A 15,232-nucleotide genomic window follows, 5' to 3' on the forward strand; every position below is an offset into this window, starting at 1 on the left:
CCCTAGGAACCCGTGGGAGCCCGGGGAGCCCCTGGGGCCCCGGGAGGGTGGTCCGCAACATCCGTGCGAATGCTTGGAGCCTGGCTGATTGTCAGTGCCGCCTGTCACCATCGAATACATGGTCGAACCCTTGATACAGGTCTGTCTGAACGGTCAGCGCGGCCCCGGTGACGGCGGCGCCGTTCCGGTGTCGCCCGCCGCGATGGCCGAGTCCGCCGCCCGCGCGGTCGCGGCCGGCGCCGCGGAGGTGCACGTGCACCCCAAGACCCCCTGTGGGGACGACACGTTGTCGGCGCGGGTGCTCGCGACGACCCTGACGGCGATACGGGACGCGGTGGACGTGCCCGTCGGGGTGACGACCGGTGCCTGGACCGAGCCCGAGCCCAAACGGCGCATCGAGCGCATCGCCTCCTGGACGGTGTTGCCCGACCACGCCTCGGTGAACTGGCACGAGCCGGGCGCCGCGGAGGTCGCCGAGGCGCTGCTCGCGCGCGGTGTCGCGGTGGAGGCCGGACTGTGGTCGGGCACGGACGGGGCGGAGCGCTTCCTCAGCTCCCCGCCGTCGTCCGGACCGCTGCGGGTCCTCGTGGAGGTGACCGACCCCGACCCGCTCACCGCCGAGGACTCCGCGCTCCAGTTCCTGGCGGACCTCGCCCGCCGGGGCGCGGTGGGCAAGGAGGGGGATGTGTGCGGCGCCCCGATGCTGCTGCACGGCGAGGACGGCGGCGCCTGGCCGGTGCTCGCACTGGCGCGGCGGCTCGGCCTGGCCACCAGGATCGGCCTGGAGGACACACTGCTGCTCCCGGACGGCCGGCAGGCCGCCTCGAACGCCCAACTGGTGCGCGCGGCCAAGGACATCCGGTGGCCGGTGGAGGTGGCGTGACCGCGCGGCCGGAGCGGGCCGGCCCCGGGCGACGTGGACCTCTGACGATCCGCCCTCGGGCGTGGAGCCGTCGCGGCCGGGGCCGGGGCCGCTTCAGCCCCTGCGCTTCTCGCCCATCAGGCGGGAGCCGCTGATCGTGTCGCCGACCACGTCGTCCGGGTTGGACAGCACGCAGGTCTCCAGCGAGAGGCAGCCGCACCCGATGCAGTCGGTGAGGTGGTCCCGCAGGCGCCCCAACTGTTTGATGCGGGCGTCGAGTTCGGCGCGCCAGTTCTCGGAGAGCCTGGCCCAGTCCTCCCGGTTCGGAGTGCGCTCCTCCGGGAGTTCGGACAGGGCGTCCCTGATGGTGGCGAGCGGAATGCCGACCCGCTGCGCGGCGCGGACGAAAGCGACCCTGCGCAGCGCGTCGCGCTCGTAGCGGCGCTGGTTGCCGGAGGTGCGACGGCTACTGATCAGGCCCTTGGTCTCGTAGAAGTGCAGGGCCGAGACGGCTGCACCACTGCGCGCGGACAGCTGACCGACGGTGAGCTCGTGGATCTTCTCTGGAATCTGCGGCACCCCGCGAAGCCTAGTGTGCGCGCGTTGACAGACACACATGACCCCAACCATGCTGAGCAAGCGCTTAGACATGAGATGTGAGCAGTGTTTTTTGGCAGCATCCGAGCAGATTTGAGCAGAGGAGCAGAGGAATGGCTGAGCCGAGGATCTTCACATCCGCCGAGGAGCTGCGGGCCGGGGTCGGCGAACAGCTGGGCCACAGCGACTGGCTGGAGATCGACCAGAAGCGGATCGACCTGTTCGCCGACGCGACCGGTGACCACCAGTGGATCCACGTCGACCCCGAGCGCGCGGCCGGCGGTCCGTTCGGGACAACGATCGCGCACGGCTATCTGACCCTGTCGCTGCTGCCGACGCTCGTGCCACAGGTGCTCCAGGTCGAAGGCATGAAGATGGGCGTCAACTACGGGACGGGCAAGGTCCGTTTCCCCGCCCCGGTGCCGGTCGGCTCGCGGTTGCGCGCGACGGCGGTGCTCTCGGAGGTCACCGAGGCGGGCGGCGGCGTGCAGGTCACGGCGAAGGTGACGGTCGAGCGCGAGGGCGGCGACAAGCCGGTGTGCGTGGCCGAGTCGATCTCCCGCTACTACTTCTGACCACCCGCCCGCGGCGGCGGACCGCAAAGGTCGCCCGAGGCGGCGGACCGCAAAGGTCGCCCGAGGCGGCGGACCGCAAAGGTCGCCCGAGGCGGCGGACCGCAAGGGCGCCGCTCCCCGGGCCGCGGCTACGCGCCGGCGGCGACCATGCGCAGTACGAGGTCGGCGTAGAGCGCGCCGACCTCGTCCGGGGTGCGCCTGCCCTCGACGTTGAACCAGCGGGCCACGTCGATGCACAGCGAAAGCACCGCGAGGGTGGTGCCGGGGATGTCGGGGACGTCGAACTCGTGCGCCTCGACACCGTCGTTGATGATGCGCCGGATCGCCGCGTCGCTCCTGCGGCGCAGCTCCACGATCTCCGCGCGGTGCTCGTCGCCGAGTGCGTCCAGCTCGTACTGCACGACGCGCGCCGTGGTGTGGTGCGCGGCGTGCCACCGTACGAAGGTGACGACGGCGTCCGTGAGGCGGTCGGCCGCGGTGCCGGCACCGTCCGCCGCGCTCTCCAGGATGCGCAGCGCCTTGTCGTGGCCGATGCGGCTGATCCGGTGGAGCAGTTCTTCCTTGGTCTTGTAGTGGATGTAGAGCGCGGCGGGACTCATGCCGGCGCGGCCCGCGATGTCGCGGGTCGTGGTGGCGTGGTAGCCCCGCTCGGCGAAGGCCTCGACGGCGGCGACGAGCAGCCGCCTGGCCGCCTCGGGGGCGACCTCGCCCCAGGCGCTCGCCTCGTTCGGGTCGCCGCCCGGCGTTTCCTCCGTGGCCTCCGCCGTGCCCATCACGCGCCCCTTCGTCCGTACAGCTGGACGGACACCATACCCCGGGGCGCTGAGCAAGCGCTTAGCGTACGCCGAGGGAGCAGTGGGAGCCGTGGGGCCGGCCCGCCCCGGGGCGGGCAGCGGCTAGAGCTTCTGGAAGGGGTCGTGCTCGGCGAGGATCTTCTCCAGCCGGGCCTGGTCGACGCGGCTGACGATCTGTCCGGCCTCCTGCTTGTCCCTGATCACCTTGGCGAGGGTGAAGGCGGAGGTGGTGAGGTAGAGCACGGCGATGGCGAGGAAGGCGCGCACCCAGCCGCTGGCGTCCAGGTAGAAGATGCCGACGGTGACCGCCCCCAGCGCCACGGCGAAGGAGAGGATGGCCTGACCGTAGTAGGCCCCGGAGTTCTGCTGCTTGACCTGTGTGTCGCTCATGGATCCAGGGTGACGCCGCGCACACCGCTGCGGTATCCGTCCGCGTACTCAGCAGGTACTCAGACCCCACCTCCCCGCGCCCCCCACGCCAAGGCGGCTGCCGGGCCGGGAGCGTCCCCTCAGAAGGCCGAGACCCCGGTCAGCGCACGGCCGATGACCAGCTTCTGGATCTGGCTGGTGCCTTCGTAGAGGGTCATCACGCGGGCGTCGCGCAGGAGTTTCCCGGCCGGGTACTCGTCGATGTATCCGTAACCGCCGTAGACCTGGAGTGCGTTGTTGGCGGCGCGCACGGCGGCCTCGGAGGCGAAGAGCTTGGCCTTGGACGCCTCGGTGACGAAGGGCAGGCCCCGGTCGACCAGGTCGGCGACCCGCCAGGTCAGCAGGCGGGCCGCGTCGACGTCGACCGCGATGTCGGTGAGCAGTTCCTGTACGAGCTGGTGGTGGGCGATCGTCTTGCCGAACTGCTCGCGCTCCCCCGCGTACGAGAGCGCCGCGTCCAGTGCCGCCTGGGCGATGCCGACGCAGCCCGCCGCGACCGACATGCGGCCCTTGGCCAACGCGGACATGGCCACCGAGAAGCCCTTGCCCTCGGGCCCCAGCATCGCGGAGGACGGTACCCGGACGTCCTCCAGGACGAGCTCGGCGGTGGCCTGGCCACGCAGACCGAGCTTGCCGTGGATGGCGCGGCGGGTGAGGCCCGGGGTGTCCGTGGGGACGAGGAAGGCGGACACGCCCTTGTGGCCCGGGGCGTCGGTGGACCGGGCGAAGAGGAGGACGACGTCCGCCCAGGTGCCGTTGGTGATGAAGGTCTTGGTGCCGTTGATGACGTGGTCGTCGCCGTCCCGGACCGCCCTGGTGGTCAGGTTCCCGGCGTCGGACCCGGTGCCGGGCTCGGTGAGTCCGAAGCAGCCGACGGCCTCGCCCGAGGTGAGTCCCGGCAGCCACCGCTGCTTCTGCTCCTCGTTCCCCCAGGCGGCGATCGTCTTGGCGACCAGTCCGAGCGAGACGGAGACGATGCCGCGCACCGACGAGTCACCTCGGCCCAGTTCCTCGGTGACGAGGCAGTACGCGAGGTGGTCCCCGCCGGAGCCGCCGTACTCCTCGGGGACGGTGAGGCCGAGGAAGCCGAGTGCGCCGAGCTTCTTCACGATCGACCTGTCGACGTTCTCGGCACGGTCCCACTCGATGACGTGCGGGGTGATCTCGCGGGCGACGAAGTCCACGGCGAGCTGCCGGACCGCGCGCTGTTCCTCGCTGAGTTCCAGGTTCACGGACCCCCACCCCACTTCCATGCGCGCAGCGCCGTCGTCCGGCCGGAGCGCCGTCGCCCGGCCAATTAATTAGCACTGCTAGTTTCTTGCTGTCAGGGCCTACTATGTGCCGCATGGCCCGACCGCGCAAGCCCTTGCTGAGCAGAGACCGCATCGTCGAGGCCGCGAGCGCACTCGTCGACTCCGAGGGCCTGGACGCGGTCTCCACCCGGCGGCTCGCGGCCGAGCTCGGGGTCAGCGGGCCCTCCCTCTACAACCACTTCCGCAACAAGGACGAGATCCTTGAGGCGGTCGCGGACGCGGTCTCCGCCAAGGTCGACCTGTCGATGTTCGACGAGGGCGATCCGCGGGACTGGCGGGCGGCGCTGCGCGACTGGGCGCTGTCGTACCGTTCGGCGCTCACCGAACACCCGCACATCGTCCCGGTGCTGGCGCGCGGCCCGGGACGCCGGCCGGCCGGGCTGAAGGTCGCGGACGCCGTGTTCGGCTCGATGGTGCGGGCCGGCTGGCCGCCCGCCCAGGCCACGTACATCGGCGCCCTGATGCGCTACTTCATCACCGGCTCCGCGCTCGGCTCCTTCGCGCGCGGCTTCGTGGACGACGAGGCGGCCTACGACCCGGCGGACTACCCGCACCTCGGCCAGGCCCATCTGCTCGCCGACCACCAGGAGAAGGTGGACGAGGGAGCCTTCGGCACCGGGCTGCGGGCGCTGCTGGACGGACTGGGCTGCCAGTACGAGGCGGGGAACTACGGGGCGGTGGACAGGCCGGCCGGTGGCGCGGAGCGTGAGCCGATTCGCGAGACAGTTCGGTCCGCGCCGAAGCGTTCATAAGGCACCCTGGGAGCATGTCGCATCCTCCCCGCCCCGCGGCCACTCCCACCGGCACCGAGGTCAGGTACTCGCCCCCCGGGCTCCGGATGGCCAACTTCGCGTCCCTGCTCGCCGACGAGACGCGAGCCGTCTTCCTGCTCTCGCTCCTCGACGGCCGCGCCTGGACCGCGAGCGAGCTCGCCCGGCAGGCAGGTGTCGCCGCCTCCACCGCCAGCGAGCACCTGAACAGACTGATCTCGGCCGGGCTGCTCACCGAGGAGCGGCAGGGCAGACACCGCTACGTACGACTGGCGGACGCGGACGCCGCACAGTTCGTCGAGTCCGTCGCCGCGTACGCGCTTCCCGGGCGCGACAACCCGCACACCCTGCGCGCCTCCGGCGCCGGCTCCGCCATGGCGCGGGGCCGCACCTGTTACGACCATCTGGCCGGGCGGCTCGGCATCGCGATCACGGACGCCATGGAGCGGCGCAGGCTGCTGCTGACGGCCGGCGCCTTCGCGCTCACCGACGAGGGGCTGGACTGGTTCGGCGACCTCGGCGTGCACCTGCTCCGGGCCACAGGGCGCCGCCCGATGGCGAGTTCGTGTCTGGACTGGACCGAGCGCAAGCGCCATCTCGCGGGCATCGCGGGCGCGGAACTGTGCCGGCACGCCCTGGCGGAGAACTGGTGCGTGCGGATCGGGAGCGAACGCGCGGTGCAGGTGACGCCGCAGGGCGAGCGCGCGCTCGGCGATCTGCTGGGCATCGAAGCATCGATACTTCGCTGACACTTGCTGGGCGTCGACGCATCAATACTTCGGTGACAGCCGAAGTATTGATGCTCTAGCATCACCGCATGAGCACCCCCTCCTCCCCCGCGGGCCGTTCCGAGCCCCTCGCGCTGGCCGCCGCCGGTGTCACCGTCGTGCTGTGGGCCTCGGCCTTCGTCTCGATCCGGAGCGCAGGTGAGTCGTACGCACCGGGCGCGCTGGCGCTCGGCCGTCTGCTGTCCGGCTCGCTCGTCCTGGTGGCGCTCCTGCTGATACGCCGTGAAGGGCTGCCGCCGCGCGCCGCCTGGCCCGGCATCATCGCCTCCGGGCTGCTGTGGTTCGGCGCCTACGCGGTCGCGCTCAACTGGGGCGAGCAGCTCGTCGACGCGGGCACCGCGTCCCTGGTGGTGAACGTGGCGCCGATCCTGATGGCGCTGCTCGCGAACCGGTTCCTCGGGGAGGGCCTGCCGCCCCGGCTGCTCGCCGGGATGGTGGTGTCGTTCGCGGGAGCCGCCATCGTGGGCGTCTCGATGTCGGGCGGCGGCGGAACGTCACTGCTCGGTGTGGGCCTGTGCCTGGTCGCGGCGGTGACGTACGCGATCGGCGTGGTCGCGCAGAAGCCCGCGCTGGGGCACGCGTCGCCGCTCCAGGCGACGGCGTACGGCTGCCTGATCGGCGCGGTCGCCTGCCTGCCGTTCGCGGGACAACTGGTGCGGGACGTGGCGCACGCGCCGCTCTCCGCCACCCTCAACATGGTGTACCTGGGCGTCTTCCCGACCGCCCTGGCGTTCACCACCTGGGCGTACGCGCTGAAGCGCACGACCGCCGGAAAGATGGGCGCGACCACGTATGCGGTGCCCGCGATCGTCGTGCTGATGTCGTGGCTGCTGCTGGACGAGGTGCCGGGGTGGGTGACGCTGCTCGGCGGCGTGGTGTGCCTGGCGGGGGTGGCGGTCGCCCGGTCCAGGGCGCGGCGGCCGGCCGTGCCGGGGGCCGGGGCGAGCGCCGCGCCGGTGGACGCCGGGAAGGTCTGACGGCGGGCGGCGCCCGCGGGGCGGCCGGTCCCTAGAAGACCACCAGTGCCCGGCCGCCCCGGCCCGCGAGCATGTTGTCGAAGGCGGCGGGGATGTCCCCCAGGGTGATGTGCTCGGTGACCATGGACGCCAGGTCGAGACGGCCGGCCCTGACGTGTTCGCCGATGACCGGGAGGTCGCGGGCCGGGTCGCTGTTGCCGTACACACAGCCGGTCAGAGTGCGGCCCCAGTGGAAGATCTCCAGGGCGTTGAAGGTGACCTGCTGGTCCTTGCCGCCGATACCGACGACGGTGGTGCGGCCTCCCCTGCGGGTGGACTCCCAGGCGGTACGGATGGTGGCGGCGCGGCCCACGCACTCGACCGCGACGTCCGCGCCGTGGCCGCCGGTGAGCTTGCGGACCTCCTTGGCGGTGGTGTCGGACGCCACGACGTAGTCGGTGGCCCCGGCGGCGCGGGCCAGTTCCTCCTTGGCCGGGGAGACGTCGACGGCGATGATCTGCGCGGCGCCGGCGATCCGGGCCGACTGGAGGACCGCGAGGCCGACACCGCCGACGCCGTACACGACGACGCTCTCACCCTCGCGGACGCGGGCACTGTGGTGGACGGCCCCGTAACCGGTGAGGACGGCGCAGCCCAGGAGGGCGGCGTCGGTGAGGGGGATGCCGGCGGGGGCGGGCAGTACGCACTTCTCGGCAACGACGGTCTCCTCGGCGAAGGCGGCGACGTTGAGGCCGGGGTGCAGCTCGGTGCCGTCGGCCGTCGTACGGGCGTGGACGTCACCTGCGCCGGTGAGGGCGTCGGCGCACAGCCACACCTCGCCGAGGGAGCAGGCGTGGCAGCTGCCGCACGAGGGCGCCCAGTTGAGGACGACCTCGTCGCCGGGGGCGAAGCGGGTGACGCCCTCGCCCACGGCGGTGACGGTGCCGGCCCCCTCGTGGCCGAGCACGGCGGGGACGGGAACGCCCATGGTGCCGTTGGTGAGGGAGAGGTCGGAGTGGCAGACGCCGGCCGCGGCGAGGCGGACGCGGAGCCGGCCGGGGCCGGGCGCGGGGAGGTCGATGTCGGTGACTTCGAGGGGGGTGTGGGGGGCGCGGAGGATGGCGGCGCGGGTCATGGGGCGGGCTCCGGGAGTTGGCGGGTCACGGGGGCGGGCAGTGGGGGCGCGGGGGCTGTGCGGCCTGCCACGGCGCTCGCGCGCGGTGCGACGTCCAACCCCCGGCCGCCTTTCAGAACTGCAGCGACTTCGTCTGCAGGTACTCGGCCAGCCCGTGCGGGCCCAGCTCGCGGCCGACTCCCGACTGCTTGTAGCCGCCGAACGGCGCGAGCGGGTTGAAGCGACCGCCGTTGATGTCGACCTGGCCGGTGTCCATCCGGCGGGCGAACGCGGTCGCCGTCTCCGGGTCGGCCGCCCAGACCGCCCCCGCCAGCCCGTACACGGTGCCGTTGGCGATGCGCAGGGCGTCCGCCTCGTCCTCGTAGCGCAGAACGGAGATGACGGGTCCGAAGATCTCCTCCTGGGCGATGGTCATCTCCGGGGTGACGTCGGCGAAGACGGTCGGCGAGACGTAGTAGCCCTTGTCGAGGGGTGCCTGTGCGCCGCCCGCGACCAGCCGCGCGCCCTCCTCGACGCCCTTCTCGATGTAGCCCCGTACCCGCGCCTGCTGCTTCGCGTTGACGAGCGGGCCGACGCGCTCGCCCGGCGCGTACTTGGCGACGGCGTCGGCCGCGAGCGAGAGCGCCTCGTCGTAGCTGTCGCGGTGGACCAGCATGCGGGTCCAGGCGCTGCACGTCTGACCGGAGTTGGACATCACGTTGGCGACGCCGACGTTGACCGCCTTGGCGAGGTCGGCGCCCGGCAGGATGACATTGGCCGACTTGCCGCCGAGTTCGAGGGCGACCCGCTTGACGGCAGCGCCCGCGGTCGCGCCGATCTGCTTGCCGACCGCGGTGGAGCCGGTGAAGGACACCAGGTCGACGTCCGGGTGCTCGGCGAGCGCCTGCCCCGCGACCGGGCCGAGGCCCGTGACGAGGTTGAACACCCCGGCGGGCAGCCCCGCCGCGTGCGCCACCTCGGCGAAGAGCTGCGCGGTCAGCGGGGTGTCCTCGGCGGGCTTGAGGACGACCGTGCAGCCCGCGGCCAGGGCGGGTGCCACCTTGGCGACGATCTGGTGCAACGGGTAGTTCCAGGGCGTGATCGCCCCGACGACCCCGACCGGTTCGTGGTGGACCGTCGAGTTGCCGAGCTTCTCCTCGAAGGCGTACGTCGCGGCGAGTTCGGCGTACGAACCGGCGACCAGGATCGGCAGCCCCGCGTGCACAGCCTGGGCGAGGGCGGGCGGTGCGCCGAGTTCAGCCGTGACGGTCTCCGCGATCTCGTCCTTGCGGGCGACCAGTCCGTCCCGCAACGCGCCCAGCAGCGATGCCCGTTCGGCCTGCGGGGTGGCGGCCCAGCCGGGGAACGCGGCGCGGGCAGCCGTCACCGCGGCGTCCACGTCGGCCGCCGTGCCGGCCGGGACGTGCCCGATGATCTGCTCGTCCGCCGGGTTCACGACGGCGATCGTGTCCGTGCCGAGCGCGGCCCGCCACTCGCCGCCGATGTACATGCCCCGCCTCGCCTGCACCGTCATCGAACTTCCTCCACCGGTCCGGTCTGCCACTTCCTGGCACTTCTCACGATGCCAAACTAGCGGCGTTAGTTTTCTGGCGCCAGGGTTACCCGGGACTCACCGACGCGGGGCCGCCACGGGCCGGCCCCGGCCGGCGGCGCACCCCGGGCGTCACACCTGCGACGGGCAGCAGACGCTCACCTCGAAGCCGTTGAGCACCGCCGTTCCCGACAGGGGGTCCAGCAGGGAGCCGTCCAGCAGCTGGTTGACGTTGGCGCCCGGCCGCGCGGCGGCCACCGACATCCGGGTGCCCGGACGGTCATGGCCCCAGCCGTGCGGGAGGCTCACCACTCCGGTGCGTACCGAGTCCGTGATTTCCGCCGGGGCCTCGATCTCGCCGCCCGCGCCCCGGATCCGTACCGTCGCACCGTCCGCGACGCCCAGGCGTTCCGCGTCCAGGGGGTGGATCTGGAGGGTGCAGCGGTTGGTGCCGCGGTTCAGGGCGGGCACGTTGTGCATCCAGCTGTTGTTGGAGCGCAGATGGCGGCGGCCCACCAGGAGCAGTGTGCCCTCCTCGCGCCGCCTGTCCAGGGCGCGGCGCAGCCGGGGCAGGTCGGCGGCGATCGGGGCGGGGAGCAGCTCCACCCGCCCGCTGCGGGTCCGCAGGACCTCGCCCAGGCGCGGTTTCAGCGGGCCGAGGTCGATGCCGTGCGGGGCGGCCCGGAGCTTGTCCAGGGTCAGGTCCTCGTAGGGCCCGAGGCGGAGCATCAGGTCGAGGCGGCGTTCGGGGCCCGAGTCCCCGGTGAGCGCGGCCTTGAGCTGCGCCGCCTGCCGCTCGGGGAGGCCCGACTTCGCGAGCGTGCGGTCGATGACCTGGTCGTCGACCGCCGCCGGGTCGGCGCCGTGCAGGCCACCGACCGCCAGCACCAGCCTGGCGTGGATCTCGCACTCGTCCAGCAGCCCCGATCCGGGGGCGGCGGCCACCGCGGGTGGTGTGTACCGGACCTGGTCGTGGACCGCGAAGCCGTTGAAGGCGAAGTCGAAGTGGGCGCTGCGGGAGGGCGGGGGCGGCGGCAGGATCACGTCCGCGTGGCGTGACGTCTCGTTGAGATAGGGGTCGACGGCGACCATGAAGTCCAGGTCGTCGGAGAGCGCCCGGTCGAGGCGGTCACCGTCCGGGGCCGAGAGCACCGGGTTGGCGGCGATGGTGATCAGGGCGCGGATCCGGCCCTCGCCCGGGGTGGCGATCTCCTCCGCGAGGGCGGCGAGGGGCAGTTCACCCTTGGCCTCGGGGTGGCCGCTCACCCGGCTGCGCCACCTGCCGAGGTCGAACCCCTTGCCGGGGCCGGGAGTTCGCGGCTCGGGGCCGGTCGCGGAGCGGGGGAAGAGGGCGCCGCCGGGGCGGTCCAGGTTCCCGGTGGTGATGTTGAGTACGTCGACGAGCCAGTTGGCCAGCGTCCCGAACTCCACGGTGGAGCTGCCCACCCGGCCGTACACGGCCGCGGTGGGGGCGGCGGCCAGGTCACGGGCCACCTGCCGGATCTCCTCGGCGGGCACGTCGCACATCCCGGCGACGGCCTCCGGCGTGAACCCGGCGACGGCGGCGGCGATTTCGTCCGCCCCTTCCACCTGTGGCGCCAGGTGCCCGAGGTCGGCCAGCTTCTCCTCGTGGAGAACGTGGACGAGCGCGGCGAGCAGCGCCGCGTCCGTGCCGGGCCGGATCGCCAGGTGCCGGTCGGCGAGGGCCGCGGTGCGGGTGCGCCGGGGGTCGACGACGGTGAGCGTGCCGCCGCGCGCCTTGAGGGCCTTGAGCTTGCCGGGGAAGTCGGGCGCGGTGCACAGGCTCCCGTTGGACTCCAGCGGGTTGGCGCCGAGCAGCAGGAGGTGGTCGGTGCGGTCCAGGTCGGGTACGGGAATGGCGAACGGGTCGCCGAAGAGCAGCCCGCTGGACACGTGCTTGGGCATCTGGTCGACGGTGCTGGCGGTGAACAGGCTGCGGGTTCTCAGGGTGGACAGCAGGACGGGCGGGTAGAGGGCGCCGGCCATGGTGTGCACGTTGGGGTTGCCGAGGACGACACCGACCGCGTTGCCTCCGTACCGCTCGACGAGCGCGGGTACACGGGCCGCGATCAGGTCGAAGGCCTCGCCCCAACTCGCCTCGCGGAGCTGCCCGTCCGTACGGACGAGGGGGCCGGTGAGCCGGTCGGGGTCGCCGTCCAGCTCCGCGAAGACGGCGCCCTTGGGGCAGATGAAGCCTCGGCTGAACACGTCTTCGGCGTCGCCGCGCGCCCCGGTGACGCGGGCGCCCTCAATGGTGAGGGTGAGTCCGCAGGTGGCCTCGCAGAGAGGGCAGATACGGAGGGCGGTACGGGACACGGGGGGCCTCCCTGGCTTCGGCGACGGGGCGAGCATACCGACCGGTAGGCACGGAGGGAATGGCGTCGGTGAAGGGTGAGGTCTCGGGGCCGGGCACGCACGGGGACGGCCGCTCCCGCTTACCGGACCGCCCGAACTTCCCCCGCCCGCCCCGGAGTTCAGTCCAGCACCCGAGCCAGATACGCGCGCAGCAGCTCGCGCGCCTCCTGCACCACTTGCGGGTCGCCCGACGGATCGCCGCGAAAGGCCAGTTGGAGCACCGCGTCCGCCGCCTCGACCGCCACCAGGAAGGTGCGGCGCAGCGTCGCGTCAGGGGTGCGGCCGAGGTGGGCGCAGAGGAGGGTGGTCAGCCGGTCCGCGACCCGGTGGTTGGACTGGTCGGCACGGCGGCCCACCGGTATCTGCATGCCGAAGTCGACGAGGGTGAAGCCCGCCACCGTACGGCGCATCGCCAGGTACTCGTCGAGGACTACGTCGACGGCGCCCCGCCAGTCCGTGCCCGCGAGCGCGCCGACCCCGGCGGCGACCCGCTCCGCGTAGTGGTCGAGGTTGCGCAGCGCGAGGGCGTCGGCCAGGGCCCGCTTGTTGCCGAAGAAACGGTAGACCGACCCGATCGGCACCCCGGCGCGTTCGGCGACCGCGCGGGTGCTCAGCTCCTCGTACCCCACCTCGTCGAGGAGGGCCGCGCACGCGTCGAGTATCCGGGTGAGCCGCTGTGCGCTGCGCCGCTGCACGGGAGCGCGGCGCAGCCTGGCCCCGGGCGGCGGGGCGTCGGGCTCGGATCCGTGGGTCACGGCTCCATCATGCCGTCCGGCTGTCCGGGGTCCGGTTGTTCGCGGTCCGGCTGCCCTGGGTCCGGCGGTTCGCGGTCCGGTGCTTTGCCGGGGCGCCCTGCCGGCGGCGGTTCCTTTGCCGGTCGTTGACGTTCCGGGCGCGCAATCCTACTGTCACGCATAGGATTCTTCTTCGAGCCCTTATTCACCGGGAACCGGGAGTGGACGATGAGCGGCAACGGCACGGACCGAGACGTCGAGGCGGCGCGCAGGACGGCGGAGGCTCTGGCGTACTCCTCGGGCTTCGGCAACGAGCACAGCTCGGAGGCCGTTCCCGGCGCGCTCCCCCATGGCCGGAACTCGCCGCAGCGCGCACCCCTGGGCCTGTACGCGGAGCAGCTGAGCGGCAGCGCCTTCACCGAGCCCCGCGCGCACAACCGCCGCTCCTGGCTGTACCGGATCCGCCCGTCCGCCGCGCACCCGCCGTTCAGCCGGGTGGACAACGGCAACCTCCGGGGCGCCCCCTTCACCGAGACCGTCCCCGACCCCAACCGGCTGCGCTGGGACCCGCTGCCCGACCCCGCGCCGGGCACCGACTTCCTGGCCGGCCTGTGGACGCTGGGCGGCAACGGGGACGCCACCAGGCGCTCCGGCATGGCGATCCACCTCTACCACGCCAACTCCGCCATGAAGAACCGGGTGTTCAGCAACTCGGACGGTGAGCTGCTGATCGTGCCCGAGCACGGCGGGCTGCTGCTGCGGACCGAACTGGGCCTGCTGCGCGCCGAGCCGGGCGAGGTCGCCCTGATCCCGCGCGGGGTCCGCTTCCGGGTGGAGCTGCTCGACGCCACCGCCCGCGGCTATGTGTGCGAGAACCACGGCGCCCCCTTCCAGCTCCCCGACCTCGGTCCGATCGGCGCCAACGGCCTTGCCAACGCAAGGGACTTCCGGGCACCGGTCGCCGCGTACGAGGAGGTCGAGGGCCCGGTCGAGGTGGTCAACAAGTTCTGCGGCAACCTCTGGGCGGCCGAGTACGGCCACTCCCCGCTCGACGTCGTCGCCTGGCACGGCAACCACGTCCCGTACGTCTACGACCTGCACCGCTTCAATGTCATGGGCTCCCTGTCCTACGACCACCCGGATCCATCGATCTTCACCGTCCTCACCTCGCCCTCGGACACCCCGGGGCTCGCGAGCGTGGACTTCGTGGTCTTCGCACCGCGCTGGCTGGTCGGCGAGGACACGTTCCGGCCGCCGTACTTCCACCGGAACGTGATGAGCGAGTACATGGGCCTGATCGAGGGCGCGTACGACGCGAAGACGGCCGGAAAGGGTGGCTTCGTGCCGGGGGGCGGCTCGCTGCACAACATGATGTCGGCGCACGGCCCCGACCGGGAGACCTTCGACCGGGCGAGCGCCGCCGAGCTGAAGCCGCAGAAGATCGACGACGGGCTGGCGTTCATGTTCGAGACGCGCTGGCCTGTCACGGCGACCGGGCAGGCCGCACGGGCCGATCATCTCCAGCCCTCGTACGACGACGTGTGGCAGGGTCTTCAGCGACACTTCCGACCGTAGTACCGACGGAGACCCGCCGTGACCGCCTTCGCCCCCGACTCCCTAGTGCTGAACCGGAAACTGCCGCTCTGGTACCAGGTCTCCCAGTCGCTGCGCGCCTCGATACTCGGCCGCGCCCCGGACGCCTCGCTGCGTCTGCCGACCGAGGAGCAGCTGGCCGCCCACTACGGGGTCAGTGTGCTGACGATGCGTCAGGCGCTCAAGGAGCTGGAGACGGAGGGGCTGATCAGCAGGCACCGGCGCCGCGGCACGTTCATCGAGCCGGGGGCCAGGCGGGGCGCCCCGCGCCGGCTGCTGGGCTCGATCGACGCGATCGTGGCCCAGCAGTCGGGCGAGCCGACCACCCTGCTCGGCCACGGCCCCGTCCCGGTGCCCGGCGAGCTGTGCGAGTACTTCCCGGACGTGAGCGAGGTGATGACCTACCGGCGGCTGCGGCACGACGCGGACAGCGGCGAGCCCACCAACTGGGCGGAGAACGCGGTACGTCCTGAGCTCGCCGAGCGGCTGGCCCCCGGCGACCTGGAGCGCTGGCCGATGACGAAGGTGCTGCGCGACGTCGTCGGTGTGCGCATCAGCCGCGTCACCGACACCATCGAGGCCCGGCTCGCCGACCCGGAGACCGCGGGGCTGCTGAACGTACCGCTGCTGTCGCCGATCCTGCACTACACGGGCGTGACGTACGACGTGGACGGCCGGGTGGTGGACGTGGCGCGGATCCGCTACCGGGGTGACCGGTTCTCCTTCACCGTGACGGTCCAGGCGAACTGACCCGTCGGCGGCGGGTTCGGCGTTACCCG

General features: G+C 72.5%; 15 protein-coding genes. 7 read left to right on the forward strand and 8 right to left on the reverse strand.

The genetic code is table 11. The features are described from left to right. The first annotated feature begins 130 nt into the window (after positions 1 to 130). Entirely contained in the window at positions 131 to 883 is a 753-nt protein-coding gene (locus ACIQM4_RS31060; RefSeq protein WP_401598521.1) for a 3-keto-5-aminohexanoate cleavage protein, read from the forward strand. A 93-nt stretch (positions 884 to 976) separates the two neighbouring features. Here ACIQM4_RS31060 and soxR read toward each other — a convergent pair whose 3' ends face one another. Beyond that, complete coding sequence (gene soxR, locus ACIQM4_RS31065; protein WP_401598397.1) at positions 977 to 1,441, reverse strand: redox-sensitive transcriptional activator SoxR; 465 nt, start codon at positions 1,439 to 1,441, stop codon at positions 977 to 979. Positions 1,442 to 1,572: 131 nt separating this feature from the next. On the opposite strand from soxR, the gene ACIQM4_RS31070 reads away from it, so the two are divergent. Further along, on the forward strand, positions 1,573 to 2,034 hold the full coding sequence (locus ACIQM4_RS31070; RefSeq protein WP_401598399.1) for a MaoC family dehydratase: 462 nt from the start codon (positions 1,573 to 1,575) through the stop codon (positions 2,032 to 2,034). 128 nt (positions 2,035 to 2,162) lie between these two features. Here the strand turns inward: ACIQM4_RS31070 and ACIQM4_RS31075 are convergent, their stop codons facing one another. From ACIQM4_RS31075 to ACIQM4_RS31085, 3 genes are all read right to left on the reverse strand, one after another. Beyond that, positions 2,163 to 2,807, reverse strand: a complete 645-nt coding sequence (locus ACIQM4_RS31075; protein ID WP_401598400.1) for a TetR/AcrR family transcriptional regulator — start codon at positions 2,805 to 2,807, stop codon at positions 2,163 to 2,165. 123 nt (positions 2,808 to 2,930) lie between these two features. Beyond that, the gene (locus tag ACIQM4_RS31080) at positions 2,931 to 3,218 is read right to left on the reverse strand and encodes a YiaA/YiaB family inner membrane protein (RefSeq protein WP_401598402.1); all 288 of its coding nucleotides are present in this window, start codon (positions 3,216 to 3,218) and stop codon (positions 2,931 to 2,933) included. A gap of 119 nt (positions 3,219 to 3,337) precedes the next feature. After that, a complete protein-coding gene (locus ACIQM4_RS31085) occupies positions 3,338 to 4,489 on the reverse strand; it encodes an acyl-CoA dehydrogenase family protein (RefSeq protein ID WP_401598403.1) in 1,152 nt (383 codons plus the stop codon). Positions 4,490 to 4,602: 113 nt separating this feature from the next. Here ACIQM4_RS31085 and ACIQM4_RS31090 point away from each other — a divergent pair, with 113 nt between their 5' ends. From ACIQM4_RS31090 to ACIQM4_RS31100, 3 genes are all read left to right on the forward strand, one after another. Beyond that, positions 4,603 to 5,322 carry a TetR/AcrR family transcriptional regulator gene (locus ACIQM4_RS31090; protein WP_401598405.1) on the forward strand — a complete coding sequence of 240 codons (720 nt, stop codon included), beginning with the start codon at positions 4,603 to 4,605 and terminating at the stop codon, positions 5,320 to 5,322. Between the two features lie 14 nt (positions 5,323 to 5,336). Then, positions 5,337 to 6,089 (forward strand): ArsR/SmtB family transcription factor, encoded by a 753-nt coding sequence (locus ACIQM4_RS31095; protein ID WP_401598407.1) that lies wholly within the window; start codon positions 5,337 to 5,339, stop codon positions 6,087 to 6,089. Positions 6,090 to 6,157: 68 nt separating this feature from the next. After that, positions 6,158 to 7,105 (forward strand): DMT family transporter, encoded by a 948-nt coding sequence (locus ACIQM4_RS31100; protein WP_401598408.1) that lies wholly within the window; start codon positions 6,158 to 6,160, stop codon positions 7,103 to 7,105. A 31-nt stretch (positions 7,106 to 7,136) separates the two neighbouring features. Here the strand turns inward: ACIQM4_RS31100 and ACIQM4_RS31105 are convergent, their stop codons facing one another. The 4 genes from ACIQM4_RS31105 to ACIQM4_RS31120 all read right to left on the reverse strand — a co-directional run bounded on the left by ACIQM4_RS31105 (position 7,137) and on the right by ACIQM4_RS31120 (position 12,881). Next, positions 7,137 to 8,219, reverse strand: coding sequence for a Zn-dependent alcohol dehydrogenase (locus tag ACIQM4_RS31105; RefSeq protein WP_401598410.1), 1,083 nt, complete (start codon positions 8,217 to 8,219; stop codon positions 7,137 to 7,139). Positions 8,220 to 8,331: 112 nt separating this feature from the next. Continuing rightward, a complete protein-coding gene (locus ACIQM4_RS31110) occupies positions 8,332 to 9,726 on the reverse strand; it encodes an aldehyde dehydrogenase family protein (protein ID WP_401598523.1) in 1,395 nt (464 codons plus the stop codon). A 156-nt stretch (positions 9,727 to 9,882) separates the two neighbouring features. Next, a complete protein-coding gene (locus ACIQM4_RS31115; protein WP_401598413.1) occupies positions 9,883 to 12,123 on the reverse strand; it encodes a molybdopterin oxidoreductase family protein in 2,241 nt (746 codons plus the stop codon). Positions 12,124 to 12,245: 122 nt separating this feature from the next. Continuing rightward, entirely contained in the window at positions 12,246 to 12,881 is a 636-nt protein-coding gene (locus ACIQM4_RS31120; RefSeq protein ID WP_401598415.1) for a TetR family transcriptional regulator, read from the reverse strand. 207 nt (positions 12,882 to 13,088) lie between these two features. Between ACIQM4_RS31120 and hmgA the strand changes: the two genes are divergently transcribed. Together hmgA and ACIQM4_RS31130 are read left to right on the forward strand one after the other, a co-directional pair. Beyond that, on the forward strand, positions 13,089 to 14,435 hold the full coding sequence (gene hmgA / locus ACIQM4_RS31125; RefSeq protein WP_401598417.1) for a homogentisate 1,2-dioxygenase: 1,347 nt from the start codon (positions 13,089 to 13,091) through the stop codon (positions 14,433 to 14,435). Between the two features lie 18 nt (positions 14,436 to 14,453). Next, positions 14,454 to 15,203 carry a GntR family transcriptional regulator gene (locus tag ACIQM4_RS31130; RefSeq protein ID WP_401598419.1) on the forward strand — a complete coding sequence of 250 codons (750 nt, stop codon included), beginning with the start codon at positions 14,454 to 14,456 and terminating at the stop codon, positions 15,201 to 15,203. The last annotated feature ends 29 nt before the right edge of the window (positions 15,204 to 15,232 follow it).

This window comes from Streptomyces sp. NPDC091272 (assembly GCF_044757485.1).
In the GTDB taxonomy this organism is placed as follows: domain Bacteria; phylum Actinomycetota; class Actinomycetes; order Streptomycetales; family Streptomycetaceae; genus Streptomyces.

What these genes read in the sequence shown, in the direction of transcription:
- ACIQM4_RS31070 (WP_401598399.1), top strand. Translation starts at nt 1,573, where the DNA reads ATGGCTGAGCCGAGGATCTTCACATCCGCCGAGGAGCTGCGGGCCGGG.
- ACIQM4_RS31090 (WP_401598405.1), top strand. Translation starts at nt 4,603, where the DNA reads ATGGCCCGACCGCGCAAGCCCTTGCTGAGCAGAGACCGCATCGTCGAG.
- ACIQM4_RS31080 (WP_401598402.1), bottom strand. Translation starts at nt 3,218, where the DNA reads ATGAGCGACACACAGGTCAAGCAGCAGAACTCCGGGGCCTACTACGGT.
- ACIQM4_RS31095 (WP_401598407.1), top strand. Translation starts at nt 5,337, where the DNA reads ATGTCGCATCCTCCCCGCCCCGCGGCCACTCCCACCGGCACCGAGGTC.
- ACIQM4_RS31075 (WP_401598400.1), bottom strand. Translation starts at nt 2,807, where the DNA reads ATGGGCACGGCGGAGGCCACGGAGGAAACGCCGGGCGGCGACCCGAAC.
- ACIQM4_RS31115 (WP_401598413.1), bottom strand. Translation starts at nt 12,123, where the DNA reads ATGCTCGCCCCGTCGCCGAAGCCAGGGAGGCCCCCCGTGTCCCGTACC.
- ACIQM4_RS31105 (WP_401598410.1), bottom strand. Translation starts at nt 8,219, where the DNA reads ATGACCCGCGCCGCCATCCTCCGCGCCCCCCACACCCCCCTCGAAGTC.
- ACIQM4_RS31100 (WP_401598408.1), top strand. Translation starts at nt 6,158, where the DNA reads ATGAGCACCCCCTCCTCCCCCGCGGGCCGTTCCGAGCCCCTCGCGCTG.
- hmgA (WP_401598417.1), top strand. Translation starts at nt 13,089, where the DNA reads ATGAGCGGCAACGGCACGGACCGAGACGTCGAGGCGGCGCGCAGGACG.